Genomic DNA, 20500 nt, shown 5'->3' with positions numbered 1-20500 from the left:
TCCGTTGGCCGCAACCCGTCGGACCGGATGCCCCGGAATAGACGAAGCCCCTGGCGCAATAGCGCAAGGGGCTCTTGCACAAAGATGCTACCCGAGGAAGCGAGGCAGGACCGAGGTGGCGACTTCCGCGACTTCCGAGGCGCACTCCGATCAGCTGCTGGTGGTCATCGATCCGGTGGCCCGCCGGACGGACGGAGAGTCCGTCCGAATCGTGAAAGACGTGCTCAGCGCGGGTGCGGCGACGAAGGTGTGCCTGCCGGAGGACCCCGAGGAGTTCGCCCGGGTACTGGCCCGGCGGGGCTCGCGCCGCCCGGTGGTAGTCGGCGACGACCGGACCCTGCTGCGGACGGTGTCCCTTTTGCACCGGCAGCGGGAGCTGGCCGGATGTGCGCTGTCGATGGTGCCGGTGGGCGGCGCGCTGACCCTGGCGTCCGCCCTCGGGGTGCCCACAGGGACCGTGGCGGCGGCTCGGGCGGTGCTCGACGGCGTCGTACGGCGGATGGACCTGCTCGTGGACGACAGCGACGGGGTGGTCCTGGGCGCGCTGCGGCTCCCGTCCCTCCCGGCGGGTCGGGAGGCTCCGCCGAAGGAGCGGATGCCGTCACCCGCCTCCGACGCGGGGCACGCGTCGTGGCTGCGGACATGCCAGTCGCTGGTACGGACCCTGGTGCCGGCGCGCTCCCTGCGCGAGCCGCTCGCCGTGGCCCCCCGCCGGCCCGGCCCCGCCCGGCTACGGGTCGAGGTCGACGGCGTCACACTGGTGGACCTGGATCAGCCGGTGGAGGCCGTCTCGGTCACCCCGGGGACATCGGGCCTCGCGACGGTGGAGGTACGCCCGCTCTCGGTCGGCGCGGAGGCGTCACCGCTGTGCGCGCGGGGGCGGACGGTGAAGGTGTCGGGCGCGGATTTCCGGTACCGGGCGGACACAGTGCTGGCGGGGCCGGTGCGGACGCGGACGTGGGTGGTGCGGGAGGGGGCTTGGGGGCTTACTTTGCCGGTGGGGTAGGGGGGCGCTGGAAGCCGGTGGTGTCGAGCATGCAGTCGAACGGGGCCGGGATGTGGATCTTCTCTCCGAACGGCTTGGTGGAGCGATCCTCGTATCCCTTGGCAGAGGGAGATCCGTAGACGATGGCCTGCTCCTCTTGCATGTCGAGGATCAGATACACAGGAACGCCCGCCTTGGCGTAGACCTCGACCTTGTCGGTCAGGTCGTCTTTCCGAGTGGAGGGCGAGGTGAGCTCTGCGACGAAGGACAGAGCTTCGCCGTCCAAGTGGTTACTCGTATGCCGACTGACGCTTCGGTGCGCCGCATGAATGTCGGGACCATAGGCACGTTCCGAACCCGGAAACACGTACAGGAACGGATTGGCACTGATCCGATGCCCTTCGGGAAGGTGGGGCCTCAGTTGATCGCACACCAGCTCCAGGACGTCGAAGTAGTAGGCCTTCGACCACGGCGTCACGACGATGCTCCCCCTGATGATCTCGGCTTTGTAGCCGTCGGGCACCTGCAGCTCGTCGAGGACCTCCAGGAGTTCCTCGAAACCGCCACTCGGCTCGATGTCGCTGATCACCGGTCGCTCTGCCATGAGTGTCATGATGCGCTCTCCCGTTGATGTGAACCAGCCGCAACTCAGAGTAGCCGGTCGCATACACCCCCGTGATCGCTTTCGTCCTTCAGCCCCACCCCCGTAACCCCCAGCTCACGCCCCCTCCCCATCAACCCCGCCAGCTTCCCCGCCGCCGTCTCATACGTCAGCCCCAGCGGCGGCCGGATGTTGCTCAGGCAGTTGCGATCCGCGTCCGTCGTCACTCCCGGCGTCGGCCGGTACGTCAGATAAGCCCCCAGCGAGTCCGCCGCCGACATCCCCGGCCGTTCCCCCACCAGCACGACCACCATCGCCGCACCCATGGCATGCGCCACGTCGTCGCCGAGGGCCACGCGGGCCTGTTCGGCCAGGACCACCGGCGCGATGGTCCACCCCGCCAGCCGCTCCGCCGTCGCCCGCACCATCGCCGCCGCGTGCTCGTGCACCGCCCGGCTGGACAGCCCGTCGGCGACCACGAACACCATGTCCCAGTCGCCGGTGGGCAGATGGGCCCGGTCCGCGGGATCGAGGCGGCGGCCCAGGTCGGGGCGCTGGAGATACGTCAGCCGGTCACCCGCCGCGCTGCGCACCCGTACCGTCGGCATCCCCGCCAGCCCCGCCGCCACCGCGTCCGGCTCGAACGGCGAGTGCACGGCGTCCCGGGCGGCCGCGTGCGCGGTCTGGAGGGCGAGGCGGTGGCGGGTGGGGAGCGCCGAGCCCGCCCGGCCCAGGCCGATCCGGGCCTGGGTGCGGCTGCGCAGCACCGACCACAACTCACCGCCCGGCAGGGTCACTTCACTCATGCCGCCAGTTCCCTTCCGATCGCGGTCAGGGGATGCGCCCCGGACGCCTCCTTGATGGCCCCCCGCTCGTCCAGCAGCCCGATCGACTCCAGCCACGCCTCGAACTCCGGCGCCGGCCGCAGGCCGAGGACCTCGCGCAGGTACAACGCGTCGTGGTACGAGGCCGACTGGTAGTTGAGCATGATGTCGTCGCCGCCCGGCGTGCAGATCACGAACGAGGCGCCCGCGACGCCGAGCATGGTCAGCATGGTCGCGATGTCGTCGTCATCGGCGTCGGCGTGGTTGGTGTAGCAGATGTCGAGGCCCATGGGCAGGCCGAGCAGCTTGCCGCAGAAGTGGTCCTCCAGGGCGGCGCGGAGGATCTGCCGGCCGTCGTACAGGTACTCCGGGCCGATAAAGCCGACGACGGTGTTCACCAGCAGGGGGTCGTAGCGGCGGGCCACCGCGTACGCCCGCGCCTCCACCGTCTGCTGGTCCACCCCGTGATGCGCGTCGGCCGAGAGCGCGCTGCCCTGGCCGGTCTCGAAGTACATGACATTGCGGCCGACGGTGCCGCGGTCCAGCGCGAGGGCCGCCTGGTGCGCCTCGTCCAGCAGGTCGAGGGTGACGCCGAAGGAGGCGTTGGCGGCCTGGGTGCCGGCGATGGACTGGAAGACCAGGTCGACGGGGGCGCCCTGGGCCATCAGTTGCACGCTCATTGATATATGACATAGCACTGAGCTCTGGGTGGGAATCGAGTACCGCCCGATCACCCCGTCCAACAGCTCCAGCAGCCCCCGCACCGCCTTCGGGCTGTCCGTCGCCGGGTTGATGCCGATCACCGCGTCGCCGGAGCCCAGCAGCAGACCGTCGAGCAGCGCGGCCGCCACGCCCGCCGGGTCGTCGGTGGGGTGGTTGGGCTGGAGCCGGGTCGCCAGCCGACCCGGCAGCCCGATCGTCGAACGGAACGCCGTCACCACCCGCACCTTGCGCGCGACGGCGACGAGATCCGCGTTGCCCATCAGCTTGGAGACGGCCGCGGCCATCTCGGGCGTCAGCCCCGGCGCCACCGCCGCCAGGGCCGGGCCGTCCGCCGCCAGCAGCCACTCCCTGAGCTCCCCGACCGTCATCCCCGCCACCGGCGCGAAGGCAGCCGCGTCATGCGTGTCGAGGATCAGCCGGGTGACGTCGTCGGTCTCGTACGGGATCACCGGCTCGGTCAGGAAGGTCGCCAGCGGCACCTCCGCGAGGGCCCAGCGGGCCGCCACCCGCTCCTGGGCGCTCGCGGCTGCGAGCCCGGCGAGGCGGTCGCCGGAGCGCTCGGGGCTCGCGGCGGCCAGCAGGCGCGCGAGGGAGTCGAAGCGGAAGCTGTGGCCGCCGACGGAGGAGGAGTACGAGCTCATGGCGGCGACCGTACGAGTGACGTGTTGCCGCCAGATTTCTAAAGGTCTGGTTGACAAACATTTAACGCCCCGAGACCCTTGCTCGACTCATTCGGCCTACAGAGTTCCGGTTCAGCGCACCAGCCGATCACCAGGAGAGGGGCCAGCCCGATGGCAGTGGACGAGGGAGTCGCCCCGGCGACGAAATCCGACGGCGACAGCACGGTTCACCGGCTCAAGCCCAACGCGGTGGGCCTGCTCGGCGTGGTCTTCATGGCCGTCGCCACCGCCGCCCCGATCACCGCCATGACCGGCAACGTGCCCTTCATGGTGTCGTCCGGCAACGGCATCGGCGCCCCGGCGAGCTACCTCGTCGCAATGGTCGTACTGGCAATCTTTTCCGTCGGCTTCACGTCGATGGCGAAGCACATCACCTCCACGGGCGCCTTCTACGGCTTCATCTCCTACGGCCTCGGCCGCACCGCCGGGCTCGCCTCGGGGCTGCTGGCCACCTTCGCGTACGCCGTGTTCGAGCCGGCGCTGATCGGTATCTTCTCGACCTTCGCCACCGGAACCCTCAAGGACCAGACGGGACTTGACATCCCGTGGTGGGCCTTCGCGCTCGTCATGCTCGCCGTCAACTCGGTGGGCACCTGGTTCGGCGTCTCGGTCGCCGAGAAGCTCCTCGTGGTCCTGCTGGGCACCGAGGTGACCGTCCTCGCGGCGATGGCGATCTCGGTCGCCCTGCACGGCGGCGGCCCGCACGGCTTCACCTTCGGCCCGGTCAACCCGGTCAACGCCTTCAAGGGGACGTCCGCCGGTCTCGGCCTCTTCTTCGCCTTCTGGTCCTGGGTCGGCTTCGAGTCGACCGCGATGTACGGCGAGGAGTCCCGCGACCCGAAGCGGATCATCCCCAAGGCGACGATGATCTCGGTCCTCGGCGTCGGCGTCTTCTACGTCTTCGTCTCCTGGATGGCCATCATCGGCAACGGCGAGACGGAGGCCGTCAAGGTCGCCTCCTCGGCGAACCCGCTCGCGCTGTTCTTCAACCCCACCGAGCACTACGTCGGCCACTGGGCGGTCGACCTCATGCAGTGGCTGATGATCACCGGCTCGCTGGCCTGCGGCATGGCCTTCCACAACTGCGCAGCCCGCTACATGTACGCGCTGGGCCGCGAGGGCGTGCTGCCGAAGCTCCAGCACACCGTCGGCCGCACCCACGCCAGGCACGGCTCCCCGCACATCGCGGGCCTGGTGCAGACGGTGATCAGCGCCGTGCTGATCCTCGCGTTCTGGGCCACCAGCAAGGACCCGGCCAACGCCCTCTACGTCCTGCTCGCCATCCTCGGCACGATGGCGATCCTGATCGTGCAGGCGGTCTGCTCGTTCGCGGTGCTGGTCTACTTCCGCAAGCACCACCCCGAGAGCCGGCACTGGTTCCGGACCTTCACCGCCCCGCTGGTCGGCGGCGTCGCGATGCTCGCCGTGGTCGTGCTGCTGGTGTCCAACATGAGCGTCGCGGCCGGCTCGGAGTCCGGTTCGCTGCTCCTGAAGGCGACGCCGTGGCTGGTGGCGGCGGTCGCGGCGACGGGCGTCGGCTACGCGCAGTACCTCAAGCGACGCTCCCCCGAGCGCTACCTCCTCCTGGGCCGGACGGTCCTGGAGGAGACCAAGGAGCGGTGACCCCCCGGGGGTTCAGCCGCCGAAGAGCTTGTCCCGGTGGATCCGCCACCGCTCCATCATCATCGCGACGTCCTTCTCGATGAACTCGAAGAACGCGAGGGTCTCGGCCAGCCTGTGCCCCGCCGGTGTCCCGGCGCCCAGGCTGGCCACACCCTCGCGCAGGGCGTCCTCCCACCGCTTGATGACCGCCTCGCGGTTGGCGAGCGCCTGGTACCACTGGTCACTGTGCACCCGGTACCGCTCCCGCCGCGATCCGGGCTCCCGCTCGCGCGAGAGCATGTGCACCTGCGCGAGATAACGCACCGCGCCGGACACGCCCGCCGGGCTGATCCGCAGTTGCTCACTCAGCTCGGCGGAGGTGAGGGCGCCGCTGTCGGAGGCGAGCAGCGCGGCGAAGACCCGGGCCGGCATGCGCGGCAGACCGGCTTCCACGAGTTGCGCCGCGAAACGCTCGACGAACCGCGAGACCGCCTCCGGATCCCGCCCCACCGCCTTCGACTCCGTCATGCCACCACCCTAACCGGGGTTCATACGCTTCCTTAACTTCACAAATTTCTGAAAGAAGCGTACGTTCGGAACCATGACGAAGGCAATCACGGTCGCCGGACTCCACAAGTCCTTCGGCCGGACCCACGCGCTGGACGGCCTCGACCTGGACGTCGAGACCGGTGAGGTGCACGGCTTCCTCGGCCCGAACGGCGCCGGGAAGTCCACCGCCATCCGCGTCCTGCTCGGCCTGCTGCGCGCCGACTCCGGCGCCGCGCAGGTGCTGGGCCGCGACCCGTGGCGGGACGCGGTGGAGGCGCACCGCCGGATCGCGTACGTCCCCGGGGACGTCACCCTGTGGCGGAACCTCTCCGGCGGCGAGGTCATCGACCTGTACGGCCGCCTCCGCGGGGGACTCGACGCCGGCCGCCGGGCCGAGCTGATCGACCGCTTCGAGCTGGACCCGACGAAGAAGGGGCGGACGTACTCGAAGGGCAACCGGCAGAAGGTCGCCCTGGTCGCCGCCTTCGCCTCGGACGTGGACCTGCTGATCCTCGACGAGCCGACCTCCGGCCTGGACCCGCTGATGGAGGAGGTCTTCCAGCGCTGCGTCGAGGAGGAGCGCGACCGCGGCCGTACCGTCCTGCTCTCCTCGCACATCCTCAGCGAGGTCGAGGAGCTCTGCGACCGGGTGAGCATCATCCGCAACGGCCGCACGGTGGAGACCGGTTCGCTGGCCGACCTGCGCCACCTGACGCGGACCAGCGTGACGGCCGAACTCGCGGGCCCGCCCAACGGGTTGGCCCAGCTGCCCGGCGTGCACGACCTCGACGTACAGGGAAAGCGGGTGAGGTTGCAGGTCGACACGGACAAACTCGACGCGGTGCTACGGCAGTTGAGCGAGTCCGGCGTGCGGTCCCTCACCTCGACGCCGCCCACCCTGGAGGAGCTGTTCCTGCGCCACTACCAGGAAGAGGGAGCGGCGCGATGACCTCCCTCACGGGCACCGGCGTGCTCCTGCGCTTCTCGCTGCGCCGGGACCGGGTGATGATCCCGGTGTGGGTGGCGGTCAACGCCCTGATGATCCTCTCTATGCCGAGCACCCTGAAGGGCCTGTACGGCACCGCGTCCGAGCGCGCCGACCTGCTGCACCAGGTCGCCACCAACGCCTCCTTCCGCGCCCTCATCGGCCCCGTCTTCGACGACTCCCTGGGCGCACTCACGGCCTGGCGCGTCGGCGTCTTCGCCGGGGCGCTCGCCGCCGTCACGTCCCTGCTGGTCGTCGTACGCCACACCCGGGACGAGGAGGAGAGCGGCCGGCAGGAGCTCATCGCCTCCGGCGCGGTGGGCCGGCGGGCCTCGCTGACGGCGGCCCTGCTGGCGGCGGCGGTCGCAAATGCCGTACTGGCGCTGCTGGTTGTGGCCGGCCTGGCCGGACAGGGGGTCGCGGGCGCGGTGGCCTTCGGGCTCGGGATCGCGGCCGTGGGAATGCTCTTCGCGACGATGGCGGCGATCGTCGCCCAGCTGACGGAGAGCGCCCGGCTGGCCCGCGGGCTCACGGCGGCCGTACTCGGCGCCGCTTTCGTACTGCGCGCGGCGGGCGACTCGGCCTCGACCGACGGTTCGTCGGTGCTGACCTGGCTCTCCCCGCTCGGCTGGCTGGAGAACCTGCGGCCGTACGCGGACGAACGCTGGTGGGTGCTGCTGCTGTTCGCGGCGGCGGTGGGCGTACAGGCCTTCGTCGCCTACGAGTTGGCGGGCCGCCGGGATGTCGGCATGAGCTTCCTGCCGACGCGGCCGGGACCGGCCGTCGGGCGGCTCGGCACGGCGGGTGCGCTGGCCTGGCGGCTCCAGCGGGGCGGTGTGCTGGGCTGGTCGGCCGGCTTCTTCCTCGCCGGGGTCGTCTACGGCGGACTCACCGACGGCGTGGCCGACCTGGTCGGCGACAACGAGAACGCCCGCGAGGTCTTCGAACGGATGGGCGGCCAGAGCGGGTTGACGGACGCGTTCCTCGCCTCGATGGTCGGGATGCTGGGCCTGATCGCGGCCCTGTACGTCGTCGCGTCGGTGCTGCGGCTGCACGGCGAGGAGACGTCGTCGCGCGCGGAACCGGTGCTGGCCAACGCCGTTGGCCGCCTGCGCTGGGCGGCCGGCCACCTGACGATCGCCTTCGCCGGATCCGCCCTGATCATGCTGCTCGCCGGCCTGGGCTTCGCGGTCGGCTACGGCAAGCAGGTCGGCCCGATCCTCGGCGCCTGTCTGGTCCAGCTCCCGGCGATCTGGGTGATCGGCGGCCTGACGGTCCTGCTGTACGGCCTCGCGCCCCGACTGGCACCTGGCGCCTGGGGAGTCGCGGTGGCCGTCCTGCTGATCGGCTGGGTGGGCCCGGCCCTCGACGCCCCGCAGCTCGTTCTGGACCTCTCACCCTTCGGCCATCTGCCGAAGCTGCCGGGCGGCGGGATGGAGTGGGGGCCGGTGCTGGTGCTGCTCGCGCTGGCCGTGGGGCTGGTGGGGGCCGGCCTTGCGGGGCTGCGGCGGCGCGACCTGACCACCTGACGTACGGATGTCACAGACGAGGCCGCTCTCTCGTCTCGGGGACGCAGGCAACCCCGATCAAGGAGTGGACGATGAACCTCGCACTGTGGATCGCCGCCGGACTGCTGGCCGTGGTGGCCCTGACCGGCGGCGTCACCAAGACGTTCGTGCCCGTGGAGAGGCTGGCCGCGCTGCACGGCGGCGGCTGGACCGCGGACGTGGGCGTCGGCTTCGTCAGGACGCTGGGCGTGCTCGAACTCCTCGCCGCGGCGGGCCTGGTGCTGACCGCCGCCCTCAGCATCGCGCCGGTGCTGGTGCCGGTGACGGCGATCTGCTGGATCGTCCTCATGCTCGGTGCGATGATCACCCACGGACGCAGGGGAGAGTTCGCGCTCGTCGCGGTGAACGTGGTCTATCTGGCACTCGCGGTGTTCGTCGCGTGGGGCCGCTTCGGCCCGGAGTCCTTCACCGGCTGACCGGTGCGCAGGGGGCCAGGAGGAGCCGACTTGGGCAGGACCGAGGAGTTCCAGGAGCTGCGGCCGCTGCTGTTCTCCATCGCCTACCGGATCCTCGGCAGCGTCTCCGAGGCCGAGGACGCCGTACAGGAGACCTGGCTGCGTTACGAGGCCGTACCGACCGAACCCCGGTCGGTGAAGGCCTACCTGTCGACCACCGTCACCCGGCTCGCGATCGACGTGCTGCGCTCGGCGCGGGTCCGGCGGGAACGGTACGTCGGCGAGTGGTTCCCGGAACCCCTGCTCGACGACCCCTACCAGGACCCGGCGCGGGCGGCCGAGCTGGCCGACTCGGTGTCGCTGGCGGCCCTGTTGCTGCTGGAGCGGCTCAGCCCGCTGGAGCGTGCGGTGTTCGTGCTGCGGGAGGTGTTCGACTTCGGCTTCCCCGAGGTGGCCGCGGCCGTGGACCGCTCGGAGTCGGCCTGCCGTCAGCTGGCGGTACGGGCGCGACGGCACATGGCGGAGGGACGGCCCCGTTTCGAGGCGGACCGTGCGGAGCGGGAGAAGCTGGCGGCGCGCTTCTTCGACGCCCTGCGCGAGGGGGACGTGGACGAGTTGCGGGAGCTGCTCGCCGCCGATGTGACGATGGCCGGCGACGGGGGCGGCAAGTCGCCGCAGCTGGCCAGGATCCTGACCGGCGCCGAGAACGTGGCCAAGGTGGTGGCCGTCGCCTTCCCGCGGATGGCCCGGATCGGCATCACCTGGCAGCCGCACGAGCTCAACGGCCAGCCCGGCGCGATCTTCCGCGACCGGGACGGCAGGGTGGTCAGCACGATGACCCTCGACATCGCCGACGGCCGGGTCCGGACGGTCCGCACGGTGATCAACCCCGACAAGCTCGGGCATCTGGGGCCGGTGGCGGACGCATGGGCGCTTCACCGCGAGATGCGGCGGTCGAATTGAACCGCGGGCGGGGAAGATCGCGTCCCTTCGGGCATGGAACGAACCGAGGTGGACAGGGTGACCTGCGGCGGCTGTGCGCTGTCCGCGGTGGGGGCCGTGGCGGCCCCGCTGTGGTGGCTGTCCATGCCCCGCACCCAGCGCCACCTCGGCGGCGGCTTCGAGGGCGAGGGCATGGACTACACCGTCCTGCTCACCGAGCTCCCCTTCGTGATCCTCGGGGGAGCCTTCGTACCGCTCCTCGTGTTCATGCTGCTGACCCGGGTGCGGAACCGAAAGAACTGACGCAGAGGTGGGGAACGTGATCCTTCTGGTACTGGTGGGCGTCCTGGTGCTCGTCATCGGCGGCTGCGCGTGCGTGGTGTGGGCGTCCCGCGGCGGGCCCCGCTGGGTCCGTGCCGTGGCGACGGTGACGCTCGCGGCGGGCGAGGTGGTGCGCCGCTCCGAGCGCGGGACACGGCGCCGGGACGGCTCCGACGACGCCTAGGGACAGACCACCCGCAACCCCTCAAGGCCCCTGATCACGAAGTTCGGCTTCCGCTTCGGCTCCTCGGCCAGGGCCAGGGTCGGGGCCGTCTCCAGCAGGGCCGTCATGGAGGCGGCCAGTTCGATACGGGCCAGGGGTGCGCCGATGCAGTAGTGGATACCGGCGCTGAAGGAGATGTGCGGGTTGTCCGCGCGGGTGAGGTCGAGGCGCCCGGGGTCCCGGAAGACCTCGGGGTCGTGGTTGGCGGACCCGAAGAGCATGGCGATCTCGGCACCCCGGGGCACGGTCGTCCCGTCGATCTCGATCTCGTCCAGCACCCAGCGCTCGAAGAGCTGGAGCGGGGTGTCGTACCGCATGAGCTCTTCGACGGCCTGCGGTACGAGCGAGTGGTCCGCGCGCAGCGCGGCGAGCTGCTCCGGATGCCGGAACAGGGCGTACCACCCATTGACGGTGGCGTTTACGGTCGCCTCGTGACCGGCGTTGAGGAGCAGCACGCAGGTGGAGATCATCTCCTGCTCGGTGAGCCGGTCGCCCTCGTCGTGCGCGGCGATGAGCCCGGAGATGAGGTCGTCGCCGGGGTTCTTCCGCCGCTCGGCGATGAGCCCCCGCAGATAGTCGGAGAACTCGACCGAGGCCTGTACGGCCCGGGCCGCCACGTCCTCCGGCGGATTGAGCTCGTACATCCCGCAGATGTCTGCGGACCACGGCCGCAACGGCCCCCGGTCCGCCTCCGGAATACCCAGCATCTCGGCGATCACGGCGACGGGGAGCGGCTCGGCGACGTCGGTGAGCAGATCGCCGCCACCGGCCTCGACCAGCTGGGTGACGAGTTCTCCGGCGAGGTTCTGGACGTACGGCTTGAGCTGTTCGACGGTGCGCGGGGTGAACGCCTTCGAGACGAGTCTCCGGATCCTGGTGTGGTCCGGCGGTTCGAGGTCGAGCATCCCGTGGTCGTTGAGCGTGTGGAACGGCTCGTGCTCGGCCGGGGGTGCGGTCCGCCCGAAGTCCTCGTGCGTGAACCGGTGCTGGTACGTCCGCCCGAGCCGGCGCTCCCGCAGCAGCGCCGAGACGTCCGCGTGGTGCGGGATCAGCCACTGGTCCGTGGGCTCGTAGTAGTGCACGCGGCCCTTGGCGCGGAGTTCGTCGTAGGCGGGGTAGGGGTCGGCGAGGAACGCCGGGTCCCAGGGGTCGAAGGCTGCCATGAGCGGACGCTAGCCCGGCGGACCGGCGTCTGACCAGGGGGTCTCACTCGGCGCGGGCGCGCCACAGGTCGCGCAGGACGGCGATCTCGGCCATGTGGTGGATGAATTCGAGGTTGCTGCCGCCGAGCACGTCGACGAAGGCGTCGTCGGGGTCGGAGCCGTACGGGTACTGGGAGAAGCCGACGGTGTCGAGCTGCTCGTCGGTGACGTCGGCGACGCTCTCGCGCCACCGGTCGACGTCCGCCCAGAACCGTTCGACCGCGAGGGAGGCGGAGGGGGTGAAGTCGACCATCAGCTTGGGATCCCGCCGCCGCTCACCGAAGGCCCACTCCCAACCACCCGCGAACTGGAAGTGCAGATGCCCGAGGCGCCACGCGATGGTGGTGACATGGGTCGGGTCGGGCTCGGGCTCACCTTTGTGTGCAAGCACCTCCTCCACCCGCTCGACGCTCACGCTCCAGTCGACGGCGATCTTCTCGACGCTCATGCCACTGGCGGCCTGCCGGGCGACCTCGCCGTACTCACTGGCCGGAATGTCCGCGGCCCCCAGGTCCATGACCCACTCCCCCGGCCCGAACGCCCTGGGCGTCAGGGCCTCCCCCCGCCGCCGCAGCGACCAGCACCCGGGCACGGGCTCCCACAGGAACTCCTCGTCCGCGATCCCCGTCAACCGCACCTGGGCCATGTCCCTGGCCTTGTCGAACTGCCCCAACAGCAACTCCAGCCGACCGGTCGTCCCCATACCGAGCTCCCTCACGACAACTTGGCACACGCTGAGGGAAGTTAGCGTCTGGGAGCACGAGACTGCGAACGATTTCTGGGCAAGGGGGAAGACCTATGGCGGTGGGGAGGGCGGCTCGCCGAGCGGAGCGCAGGGCGAGCGTCGAGGTGGCGTTCGGAAGGAAGCGGACCGAGGCGGCGCTGGATCTGCTGGAACTGCTGGAGTTGGCGTGGCACGACTGCTACGCCGAGATCACGCCGGACGACCAGGTGATCGCCGACATCCTGACGTGCGCCGAGGGCGACCTGGCGCGGCTGATCCGCTACACCCGCCTGGCGGTCGAGGACTACCGGGATCTACGAATGTGCGCCGACGCCGTCAGATCCGGCGAGAATCGCTGAGGGATGCTCCTTCAGGTGATCCACGAGGGCCGTGAAGGCGGGGGCGGGGAAGGTGAGGGTGGCTCGGGCCGGGGCCTTGGAGTCACGGATGGCTATGTGGGCGGGGAGAGTGGCTATTTCGACGCAGGTGTCGCCCGCGCCGCCATCGGAGTACGTCGACTTACGCCACTTCATGAGAGTTCCTTCGCCAGACGGTGGATAAAGTCACGGGACGCCGCGGGGTCCAGTGACGCGCTCTCCACCCTACGGAGCAAGGCCCGAAGTTGATTCAGCTGGGGTTCGGCATCGATGAACGCGACCCCGGTGGGTGAGTCGCGCAGCCCGGTGTCGAGCCGAGGAACAGGTCCGCCCAGGTACATCATCGAGGCCCCGGACCCGGCGAAGCCGTCCTGGTCGGTAGGGATGACACGCACGGCGGCATGACCCTGCTCCACCAGGTCCAGAATCTGGCCGAGTTGAGCACGCGAGGACTGGCGGTCCGACACCCGCAGTCGCAATGCCACCTCGTGGATGATCGCCTCGTACGGGGTGGGGTTGTCCCCCTCGATGACGACACGACGCCTCATCCTGTGCTCCACCATGAGGTCCACCTCGTCCGAAGGCAGCCCCGGGTTCATGTAGGCGAACACCGCGCGGGCGTAGTCCGGCGTCTGGAGAAGTCCAGGAACACGGGTGATCACGATTTCTCGAAGGTACGTCGCGTGGTGTTCAGCCTCGGCCGTGTCCAGGAACACCGGCATCAGCGCTCCCCGGTACTCCTCCCACCAGCCACGAGTACGATCGGTCGCCATCGCCACGAGCGCGTCGATCAACTCCGCGTCCACGCAGCCGTAGTGCGCCGCGAGCCGCCGCACCCGCTCCTCGCTGGCCCCGGAGAGGCCCAACTCCACCTGGCTTATCTGGGCCGAGGTCGAATTCAGCAGTTCAGCCACTTCGCGCGCCTTCAGGCCGGCCGCCTCCCGCAGGCGACGCAGCTCGGCGCCCAGCCGCACTTGCCGCGCAGTGGCGTGAGTCCTCGGCGCCACGCTTCCTCCTCAACAGACCTTCGGTGATGCCTCGTTCGGGGGTCAGACTATGCCAACCAGTTGCGTCAGGAGTAATTACTCCTCTACCGTCGGTGACGCAACGCACACGCTGCGGAAGTGCACCGCTCCGCCTTGCCCTGCTCTGACGGTCGCGGCGATGCCACCGCCAATCCCCCACCAGCGAACCGGAGTTGCCGCATGCCCGAAAACGAACCGGAACCCTGGGAGTACTCCCTCCACATCCCCAACGACCCCCGCGCCGTCACCGTCTGCCGCCGCACCCTCCGCCTGATCCTCACCCTGCACGGCCTGATCAGCCTGGTCGACACAGCAGAGCTGCTCGCCGCCGAGCTGGTCTCCAACGCCGTACGCCACACAACGGGCCCCGCGGCACTACGGCTCCGCTGGTCCGGCGGCGTGCTGCGGATCGGCGCCTGGGACGCGGACCCCGAACCGCCCGACCCCCCACTCGCGCTGGAACAGCTCACCTGCGCCGAGAACGGCCGCGGCCTCGCCCTGGTCCGCGCCTGCTCCGATGTATGGGGCTGGCAGCCGCAGTCCAGAAACGGCAACCGGGGCAAGTACGTGTGGTGCGAACTGGCTGCCGCGTGAGAGTCACCGCGCGGAACCGTCCGGGTACGGTGAAAGCGACACCGCGAAAGGGAGCCGACGCCATGACCACCCAACCGGCAGAGTCCGGCCACCCCCACCTCCCCCCCATGCGCACCATCGGGGAGCTCCGCGCCGCCCTCACCATGGGTTACGGCTTCCCCGGCGACGCAGACGACTTCGAGGCCGAGCTGGCCCGTGAGATCAACCATGCCGATCCCGCAGATCTCTCCGGGGTCGTCCGACTCGTCGAGGAGTTCCGCGGCCGGGTCGCCGCACGTCAGGACCCGGGTTTCGACTCGGCCGTCGCTGCCGCCGTCGCCGAAATCCGCACGGCTCGGGGCAACGATAGGTGAGCGACGACAGGCAGCCGACCGTCGCCGAGATCACCCGCGAGGCCCAAACACGCTGCCTCGCCATCGGCAGCGGGGCCCTTGAGGCCGTCGAAGCCCTGAGGGCAGAACTGGAGAAGAACCCGACGCTTGGTCGGCGAGCGCAAAGTGCCGTCGGAGGCATGAAGATCTATACGACGCGCCTCGAAGCCACATACATCCGCCCCGCGCTCACAGTCACCTACGTCTACGACGCCCCTCCTCCCGAGCCCGGCCTGATCCGCATCGCACTCGTGTCACCCGTACGTTTCGCCGGTGGAGGCAGCGAACTCTGAATCGGCGGCCACAGCCATCCACATCACCCCGGCGTAACCAGCCGAGCCTCATAAGCGAACACCGCTGCCTGTGTCCGGTCCCGTAGGCCCAGTTTGACCAGGATTCTGCTGACGTGGGTCTTGATCGTCGACTCGGCCACCACCAGGCGTTCCGCTATCTCCGCGTTCGACAGGCCCTGGGCGATGAGGACCAGGACCTCCGTCTCGCGGTCGGTCAGGTCGCCGTAGGCCGCGTGGGCGGACTGCATGGGGCGGGGGGTCTGGGAGAGCTTGGAGAACTCCGTGATCAGGCGTCTGGTGACCGAGGGGGCCAGGAGGGCCTCGCCGGAGGCCACCACCCTTACGCCGTCCGCCAGTTGGCGGGCCGAGGCGTCCTTGAGCAGGAACCCCGACGCTCCCGCCCGCAAGGCCTGGTAGACGTACTCGTCCAGGTCGAAGGTGGTCAGGACCAGGACCTTTGCCGTGGTGTCCGTGGCGACGATCTCGCGGGTCGCCTCGATGCCGTTCAGCTCGGGCATGCGGATGTCCATCAGGACGACGTCCGGGGAGAGTTCACGGACCCGGTCCACCGCCTCGCGGCCGTTGACCGCCTCGCCGACCACCTCGATGTCCGGCATCGCGTTCAGCAGGACCGAGAAGCCCTCGCGCACCATCATCTGGTCGTCCGCGACGAGTACGCGGATCGTCATGCCTCTCCTTCGCCCACGGCTGCCACCGGCAGGAACACCGCCACCTCGTAGCCTCCCTCGTCCGTGCCGCCCGCCGTCATCTCGCCGTTCAGCATCGTGACGCGCTCCCGCATCCCGGTGATGCCGTGGCCGGCGCCGGGTGATGGCTTCACCAGGGACGGGGTGGGTGTCGGGCCGTTGACTATGCGCAGGCCCAGGCCGCCGAGGACGTAGGCGACCTCCACGCGGGCGCCGGCGCCGGGCGCGTGCCGCAGGGTGTTGCTCAGGGCCTCCTGCACTATGCGGTACGCGGACAGCTCGACGCCCTGCGGGAGTTCGCGCACCGCTCCGGTCACCGCCTTGTCGACGCTCAGCCCGGCCTCCCGCACGTTGGCCAGCAGCCGGTCCAGATCGGCCAGGGTGGGCTGCGGGGCGTCCGGGGCCTCGTAGTCCTCGGCGCGGACCACGCCCAGGACGCGGCGCAGCTCGGTGAGCGCCGCCACCGCGTTCTCCCGGATCGTGGCGAACGCCTTCTCCAGCTCCGGCGGCGGGTTCTCCACCCGGTAAGGGGCGGCCTCCGCCTGGATGGCGACCACCGACATGTGATGCGCGACCACGTCGTGCAGCTCGCGGGCGATCGTCGTGCGCTCCTCGAGCAGCGTGCGCCGGGACCGCTCGTGCTGAGTCACCGTCTGCTGGGCGGTCACCTCCTGGTGGGCCTCCCGGCGGATGTGCCGGACGGTCACGGCGAGGAGGGCGATCGCGGAGACGAACAGCAACTCCATGGTGTTCGAGCCGAAGTAGTGGCCGCGGTTGCCGCCGATGCTCTGCGCCGCGAGGCCGTACACCCCCGTCAGCACCCACATCCAAGCCGCCGTGCGCGGCCGGGTCCGTATCGCCACGATCGTGAGCACCATCAGCTGGCAGGCGAAGGCACCGGGCAGCCACGGCCACTCGCCGTCCCATTCGGTCGCCATGAAGGCGGTCACCGGGGTCGCGATCATCGACAGCCAGAACGCGGCCACCGGACGGATCATGGTCAGCAGGACCGGCACGAGGGCGAGCAGGCCGAGGAAGAAGTTCAGTCCGGCGCCATGGACGCTGCTGTTGGCCGCGATGAGCATCGCGAGCACGGCGCCCGCGGTGATCACGGCGTGCGGCGTCCAGGCCGCGTACCCGCGCAGCCGGCCGGACAGGCGGCGGGTGACGGGGCCGTCGACCGCCATGCGGGGCAGCGGACGGTAGGCGAACACGTCGTGGAACAGGTCCTGCCGCAGCCCGCGCAGGGCGTCCGCAGCCGCCCGGAACTCCGGGCTGCGCGGCTGGTACGGCTCGAAGGCGCCGTCCGGCGGCTCCGGTGGCATCGACTGCGTCTGGGTCGTCTCGGTCACGTTGAAAACGGTAGGCGGAGGCCGGGGCCGCGGTCGTCACCAGTGAGGATGGTCCTCCGCCCTCCCTCTCAGGTACTACGGGTACGGGCGACCGGATCCCCCGCGGCCCGTGTCCAGGTCAGTACCCCGACGGCCGTACCAGCCCCGACTCGTACGCGAACACCGCCGCCTGCGTGCGGTCCCTCAGGCCCAGCTTGACCAGGATGCGGCCGACGTGGGTCTTCACGGTCTGTTCGGCGACGACCAGGCGCTCGGCGATCTCGGCGTTGGAGAGGCCCTGGGCGATCAGCGCGAGGACCTCCGTCTCGCGCTCGGTCAGGTCGCCGACCCGGTCCTTCAGCGGGGCGCGGGGTCTGTCGTCCAGGCGGGAGAACTGGGCGATCAGCCGCCGCGTGATGCCGGGCGCGAGCAGCGCGTCGCCGGCCGCCACCACCCGTACCGCCTCGGCGAGCTTCTCCGCGGAGGCGTCCTTCAGCAGGAACCCGGACGCGCCCGCCCGCAGCGCCTCGTACACGTACTCGTCGAGGTCGAAGGTGGTCAGCACCAGCACCCTGATGTCGGGGCGCTCGCCGGTGATGCGGCGGGTGGCCTCGATGCCGTTCAGCTCGGGCATGCGGATGTCCATCAGGACGACGTCCGGGGAGAGTTCACGGACCCGGTCCACCGCCTCCTGGCCGTCCACCGCCTGGCCGATCACCTCGATGCCGGGCTGGGTGTTGAGCAGCACGGTGAAGCCCTGCCGGACCATCTGCTGGTCGTCGGCGATGAGTACGCGGATGGGGCTGCTCGTCATGCGGTGTCGTCCTCGGAGTCGGAGGGGTCGGAGGAATCGGAGGCGTCGGAGGCGTCGGAGGCGTCGGAGGTGTCCGAGGCGTGGGTGGGGATGATGGCCCGGACGGTGTACTCCCCGTACTCCCCGGAGTACTCCAGGCCTTCGGCGAGCGGGTAGACCGGGAGGAACGCGGTGACCTGGTAGCCGCCCTCCTCCGTCGGGCCGGCGCGCAGCTCGCCGCCGAGCATCGAGGCGCGCTCCCGCATCCCGAGCAGCCCGTGTCCCGCGCCCGGTGACTCGGGGGCGGGCCGGTCGGGCCGGGTGTTGGTGACCGACACCCGCAGTCCGGGGGTGTGGTACTCGACCTTGACCTCGGCACTGGCGCCCGGCGCGTGGCGCAGGACGTTGCTCAGCGCCTCCTGGACTATCCGGTACGCCGACAGCTCCACACCGGGCGGCAGCGAGCTTCTCATGCCGACGATCAGGACCTCGACGGTCAGCCCGGCCGCCCTGGTGTTCTCGACGAGCGTCTCCAGCCGGGCCAGCGTGGGCTGCGGGCTGTGGAGGTCGGTCCCGGGGGCGGCCGGCGCGTCCATGTCCGGGCTCTCCGAGCGCAACACGCCCAGGACCCGGCGCAGTTCGGTCAGCGCCTCCAGGGCGTTCTGCCGGATGCCCTCAAGGTTCTCCCGCAGCTCCGCGGGCGGGTTCTCCACGAGGTGCGGGGCGACCTGGGCCTGGATGGAGATGACGGACATGTGGTGGGCGACCACGTCGTGCAGTTCGCGCGCGATCCGGCTGCGCTCCTCCAGCAGGGTGCGCCGGGCCCGCTCCTCGGCGGTGAGCGAGGTCTGCCGGCCCAGCTCCACGCGTGCCTCGCGGCGGCCGCGGACGGCGATGCCGAGCACCACGACGACCGTGGACAGGGCGACGGCGATCACACCGGTGGGCTCGTAGTGCGACGCGCCCCACACGCCCTCCAGGAGGTAGGTGACCAGTGCGGTGATGACGAGCGCCTCGACGGACACCCGGGTGCGGGCTCGCAGGGCGAGCAGCAGCAGCACGAGCAGGTGCGTGATGATCCCGGCCGCGGTCCAGGGCCAGGTGAACCCGGACCCGCCGTCCATGCCCAACTTGCCGTTCACGGCAATGGCACCCACGACCGTGGCCCCCGTCGACAGCCACCACGCCGGGATCGGCCGCCACATCGCGAGAACCACGGCGCCGCCCTGCGCGAGCGCGATCAGGAAGCCGTTCACGCCCAGATGCCCGTTGTCCTGGAGCTGCGCCGTGCCGCCCAGCACGATGCCGAACGCCGCCAGGCACAGCACGCCGTGCGGCAGCCATCTGAGCCACTTGGACGGGAGCAGCGGATCCGCGCGGACGGTGCACAGGTCGTCGCGCACCACCCGCAACCCGCGCACGGCCCGGCTCGCGAGCATGCGCTGGATCCCCGTCTCCGTCACACGCAACACCCTAGACACGACGCGCCCTCACCGGCGCCGCCCGGTCCGCCGAGCGGTGCGCCCGGACGATCCGCGAACCGCCCGGCCGACCGGTGCGGCCGTGCTCGTAGGACCGAAAGGCGGCCCAGCAGACGGCGAGCACCAGGGCGAAGACCGGGAGCCAGGCCAGTCGGTACGCCACCCAGACGAGACCGTCGGGGACCGTGTGCAGGCCGGGCAGGTGCCCCGCGAGGAGGCCGGTGGCGGTGGTCGCCATCAGGGCCGTCTGGTGCCACAGGAAGATCGTCATCGCGGAGAGGTTGACGAAGGCCACGGCCGCCCAGGCCAGCGGGCGTCGCATCGTACGGCGCAGCCGGTCGCGCAGCAGCAGGGCGAGGCCGCACTGGGCCAGGCCGAAGGTGACGGCGGCCAGGGTGGGCGGGTTGAGGTTGGAGACCGAGGCGCCGGGGACGCCGACCATCGAGGCCGGGTAGCCCGCCCAGGCAACCAGCCCGGCCGTCGTCGCCGTACCGCCGATGAGCAGGATCCAGCCCGAGCGGCGGCGCTCCAGTTCGCCGCGGGTCCAGGCCGCGCCCAGGGTGTACGGCACCAGCCAGCCGGCCGCGAGGTTCAGCCAGCCGAGGCTCTGCGGGGCGCCCAGGCCGAAGCGGAGCAGGTCCACATGGAGGACGACGGCCAGCGGCCACAGGGGGTTGAGCCGGGTGACGAGCGGGGTCGCCGCGGTCAGGGCGGCGAAGACCACGAGGAACCAGAGCGGGGACAGGGCGAGTTTGGCGAGCGTGCGGACCGTCTCGAACTCCGTGCCCGTCAGGAGCAGGGCGGTCGTCGTGATCGTCCACAGGGCCAGGACCGCGGCGACCGGTTTGAAGAGCCGGGACAGCCGGGCGGTCAGCCAGACGCGGTACGGCGTCCCCTTGGCGCCGGCCGAGGCGTAGCTGCGGGTCGCCACATGGCCGCCGACCAGGAAGAACACCGCCAGGGTCTGGAAGGCCCAGGAGATCGGGGCCAGCCACGGCATGTGCTGGAGCGGGCTCGCGGTGTGCAGGGTGCCGCCGTCCGCGACCAGGGCCGTGACCAGCCAGTGGCCCATGACCACGCCGAGGATGGCGAAGGCGCGCAGGGCGTCCACGGCGCGGTCGCGCCCCGGCGGGCTGGCGGCATCGACACGGTCGGCGCCGTGCCGTATGCCCTGCCGTGCTCCGGCCCATGCGCGGCGCATGCT

The 20500-nt window shown here is 70.8% G+C and carries 25 protein-coding genes; 12 read left to right on the top strand and 13 right to left on the bottom strand.

Annotated elements, in window-relative coordinates; genetic code table 11:
- Nucleotides 1-115: 115 nt before the first annotated feature.
- Nucleotides 116-1006, top strand: coding sequence for a diacylglycerol kinase family protein (locus ACQEWB_RS26100; RefSeq protein ID WP_432834980.1), 891 nt, complete (start codon nt 116-118; stop codon nt 1004-1006).
- Here ACQEWB_RS26100 and ACQEWB_RS26095 read toward each other — a convergent pair.
- The 3 genes from ACQEWB_RS26095 to ACQEWB_RS26085 are packed head-to-tail and all read right to left on the bottom strand — an operon-like array spanning nt 987 to nt 3774.
- Nucleotides 987-1598: a Uma2 family endonuclease gene (locus ACQEWB_RS26095; protein WP_432834978.1), complete on the bottom strand. Its 612-nt coding sequence runs from the start codon at nt 1596-1598 to the stop codon at nt 987-989. The two genes, ACQEWB_RS26100 and ACQEWB_RS26095, sit on opposite strands and share 20 nt — an antisense overlap.
- 35 nt (nt 1599-1633) lie before the next feature.
- Nucleotides 1634-2392 carry an ethanolamine ammonia-lyase subunit EutC gene (gene eutC, locus ACQEWB_RS26090; protein ID WP_432834976.1) on the bottom strand — a complete coding sequence of 253 codons (759 nt, stop codon included), beginning with the start codon at nt 2390-2392 and terminating at the stop codon, nt 1634-1636.
- Nucleotides 2389-3774, bottom strand: coding sequence for an ethanolamine ammonia-lyase subunit EutB (locus ACQEWB_RS26085; protein WP_432834974.1), 1386 nt, complete (start codon nt 3772-3774; stop codon nt 2389-2391). Before ACQEWB_RS26085 ends, eutC begins: the two co-directional genes overlap by 4 nt.
- Nucleotides 3775-3924: 150 nt before the next feature.
- On the opposite strand from ACQEWB_RS26085, the gene ACQEWB_RS26080 reads away from it, so the two are divergent.
- Complete coding sequence (locus tag ACQEWB_RS26080) at nt 3925-5436, top strand: APC family permease (RefSeq protein WP_432834972.1); 1512 nt, start codon at nt 3925-3927, stop codon at nt 5434-5436.
- Nucleotides 5437-5448: 12 nt separating this feature from the next.
- On the opposite strand, the gene ACQEWB_RS26075 is transcribed toward ACQEWB_RS26080, so the two are convergent.
- Nucleotides 5449-5943 (bottom strand): GbsR/MarR family transcriptional regulator, encoded by a 495-nt coding sequence (locus ACQEWB_RS26075; protein ID WP_432834970.1) that lies wholly within the window; start codon nt 5941-5943, stop codon nt 5449-5451.
- A 73-nt stretch (nt 5944-6016) separates the two neighbouring features.
- Here ACQEWB_RS26075 and ACQEWB_RS26070 point away from each other — a divergent pair, with 73 nt between their 5' ends.
- The 6 genes from ACQEWB_RS26070 to ACQEWB_RS26045 all read left to right on the top strand — a co-directional run bounded on the left by ACQEWB_RS26070 (nt 6017) and on the right by ACQEWB_RS26045 (nt 10359).
- A complete protein-coding gene (locus ACQEWB_RS26070; protein ID WP_432834968.1) occupies nt 6017-6913 on the top strand; it encodes an ABC transporter ATP-binding protein in 897 nt (298 codons plus the stop codon).
- Nucleotides 6910-8478: an ABC transporter permease gene (locus ACQEWB_RS26065; RefSeq protein ID WP_432834966.1), complete on the top strand. Its 1569-nt coding sequence runs from the start codon at nt 6910-6912 to the stop codon at nt 8476-8478. Before ACQEWB_RS26070 ends, ACQEWB_RS26065 begins: the two co-directional genes overlap by 4 nt.
- A gap of 71 nt (nt 8479-8549) precedes the next feature.
- Nucleotides 8550-8933 carry a DoxX family protein gene (locus ACQEWB_RS26060; protein WP_432834964.1) on the top strand — a complete coding sequence of 128 codons (384 nt, stop codon included), beginning with the start codon at nt 8550-8552 and terminating at the stop codon, nt 8931-8933.
- Between the two features lie 30 nt (nt 8934-8963).
- Nucleotides 8964-9875 (top strand): RNA polymerase sigma-70 factor, encoded by a 912-nt coding sequence (locus tag ACQEWB_RS26055; RefSeq protein ID WP_432834962.1) that lies wholly within the window; start codon nt 8964-8966, stop codon nt 9873-9875.
- Nucleotides 9876-9908: 33 nt separating this feature from the next.
- Nucleotides 9909-10157, top strand: a complete 249-nt coding sequence (locus ACQEWB_RS26050; protein WP_432834960.1) for a hypothetical protein — start codon at nt 9909-9911, stop codon at nt 10155-10157.
- 16 nt (nt 10158-10173) lie between these two features.
- The gene (locus ACQEWB_RS26045) at nt 10174-10359 is read left to right on the top strand and encodes a hypothetical protein (RefSeq protein WP_432834958.1); all 186 of its coding nucleotides are present in this window, start codon (nt 10174-10176) and stop codon (nt 10357-10359) included.
- Here the strand turns inward: ACQEWB_RS26045 and ACQEWB_RS26040 are convergent.
- Together ACQEWB_RS26040 and ACQEWB_RS26035 are read right to left on the bottom strand one after the other, a co-directional pair.
- Nucleotides 10356-11561, bottom strand: a complete 1206-nt coding sequence (locus tag ACQEWB_RS26040) for a cytochrome P450 (protein ID WP_432834956.1) — start codon at nt 11559-11561, stop codon at nt 10356-10358. The two genes, ACQEWB_RS26045 and ACQEWB_RS26040, sit on opposite strands and share 4 nt — an antisense overlap.
- A gap of 43 nt (nt 11562-11604) precedes the next feature.
- Nucleotides 11605-12303 (bottom strand): DinB family protein, encoded by a 699-nt coding sequence (locus tag ACQEWB_RS26035; RefSeq protein WP_432834954.1) that lies wholly within the window; start codon nt 12301-12303, stop codon nt 11605-11607.
- A 95-nt stretch (nt 12304-12398) separates the two neighbouring features.
- Here ACQEWB_RS26035 and ACQEWB_RS26030 point away from each other — a divergent pair, with 95 nt between their 5' ends.
- Nucleotides 12399-12683, top strand: coding sequence for a hypothetical protein (locus tag ACQEWB_RS26030; RefSeq protein WP_432834952.1), 285 nt, complete (start codon nt 12399-12401; stop codon nt 12681-12683).
- On the opposite strand, the gene ACQEWB_RS26025 is transcribed toward ACQEWB_RS26030, so the two are convergent.
- Complete coding sequence (locus ACQEWB_RS26025; protein WP_432834950.1) at nt 12639-12857, bottom strand: DUF397 domain-containing protein; 219 nt, start codon at nt 12855-12857, stop codon at nt 12639-12641. The two genes, ACQEWB_RS26030 and ACQEWB_RS26025, sit on opposite strands and share 45 nt — an antisense overlap.
- The gene (locus ACQEWB_RS26020; RefSeq protein WP_432834948.1) at nt 12854-13708 is read right to left on the bottom strand and encodes a helix-turn-helix domain-containing protein; all 855 of its coding nucleotides are present in this window, start codon (nt 13706-13708) and stop codon (nt 12854-12856) included. Before ACQEWB_RS26020 ends, ACQEWB_RS26025 begins: the two co-directional genes overlap by 4 nt.
- Nucleotides 13709-13906: 198 nt before the next feature.
- Here ACQEWB_RS26020 and ACQEWB_RS26015 point away from each other — a divergent pair, with 198 nt between their 5' ends.
- The 3 genes from ACQEWB_RS26015 to ACQEWB_RS26005 all read left to right on the top strand — a co-directional run bounded on the left by ACQEWB_RS26015 (nt 13907) and on the right by ACQEWB_RS26005 (nt 14984).
- The gene (locus ACQEWB_RS26015; protein ID WP_432834946.1) at nt 13907-14320 is read left to right on the top strand and encodes an ATP-binding protein; all 414 of its coding nucleotides are present in this window, start codon (nt 13907-13909) and stop codon (nt 14318-14320) included.
- Between the two features lie 62 nt (nt 14321-14382).
- On the top strand, nt 14383-14673 hold the full coding sequence (locus tag ACQEWB_RS26010) for a hypothetical protein (RefSeq protein ID WP_432834944.1): 291 nt from the start codon (nt 14383-14385) through the stop codon (nt 14671-14673).
- Complete coding sequence (locus tag ACQEWB_RS26005; protein ID WP_432834942.1) at nt 14670-14984, top strand: hypothetical protein; 315 nt, start codon at nt 14670-14672, stop codon at nt 14982-14984. Before ACQEWB_RS26010 ends, ACQEWB_RS26005 begins: the two co-directional genes overlap by 4 nt.
- Before the next feature lie 23 nt (nt 14985-15007).
- Here the strand turns inward: ACQEWB_RS26005 and ACQEWB_RS26000 are convergent, their stop codons facing one another.
- The 5 genes from ACQEWB_RS26000 to ACQEWB_RS25980 form a co-directional block, all read right to left on the bottom strand.
- Complete coding sequence (locus ACQEWB_RS26000) at nt 15008-15673, bottom strand: response regulator (protein ID WP_432834940.1); 666 nt, start codon at nt 15671-15673, stop codon at nt 15008-15010.
- Nucleotides 15670-17043 carry a sensor histidine kinase gene (locus tag ACQEWB_RS25995; protein ID WP_432834938.1) on the bottom strand — a complete coding sequence of 458 codons (1374 nt, stop codon included), beginning with the start codon at nt 17041-17043 and terminating at the stop codon, nt 15670-15672. Before ACQEWB_RS25995 ends, ACQEWB_RS26000 begins: the two co-directional genes overlap by 4 nt.
- Nucleotides 17044-17161: 118 nt before the next feature.
- Nucleotides 17162-17836 carry a response regulator gene (locus ACQEWB_RS25990; protein WP_432834936.1) on the bottom strand — a complete coding sequence of 225 codons (675 nt, stop codon included), beginning with the start codon at nt 17834-17836 and terminating at the stop codon, nt 17162-17164.
- Nucleotides 17833-19296, bottom strand: a complete 1464-nt coding sequence (locus ACQEWB_RS25985; protein WP_432834934.1) for a sensor histidine kinase — start codon at nt 19294-19296, stop codon at nt 17833-17835. Before ACQEWB_RS25985 ends, ACQEWB_RS25990 begins: the two co-directional genes overlap by 4 nt.
- Complete coding sequence (locus ACQEWB_RS25980) at nt 19289-20497, bottom strand: acyltransferase family protein (RefSeq protein WP_432844021.1); 1209 nt, start codon at nt 20495-20497, stop codon at nt 19289-19291. Before ACQEWB_RS25980 ends, ACQEWB_RS25985 begins: the two co-directional genes overlap by 8 nt.
- Between the last annotated feature and the right edge of the window lie 3 nt (nt 20498-20500).

The sequence above is a fragment of the Streptomyces sp. CA-249302 genome, assembly GCF_050936785.1.
Taxonomy (GTDB): Bacteria; Actinomycetota; Actinomycetes; order Streptomycetales; family Streptomycetaceae; genus Streptomyces.
Note: the sequence above shows the minus strand (reverse complement) of the source record. Positions and strands in the feature narration are given on the sequence as shown.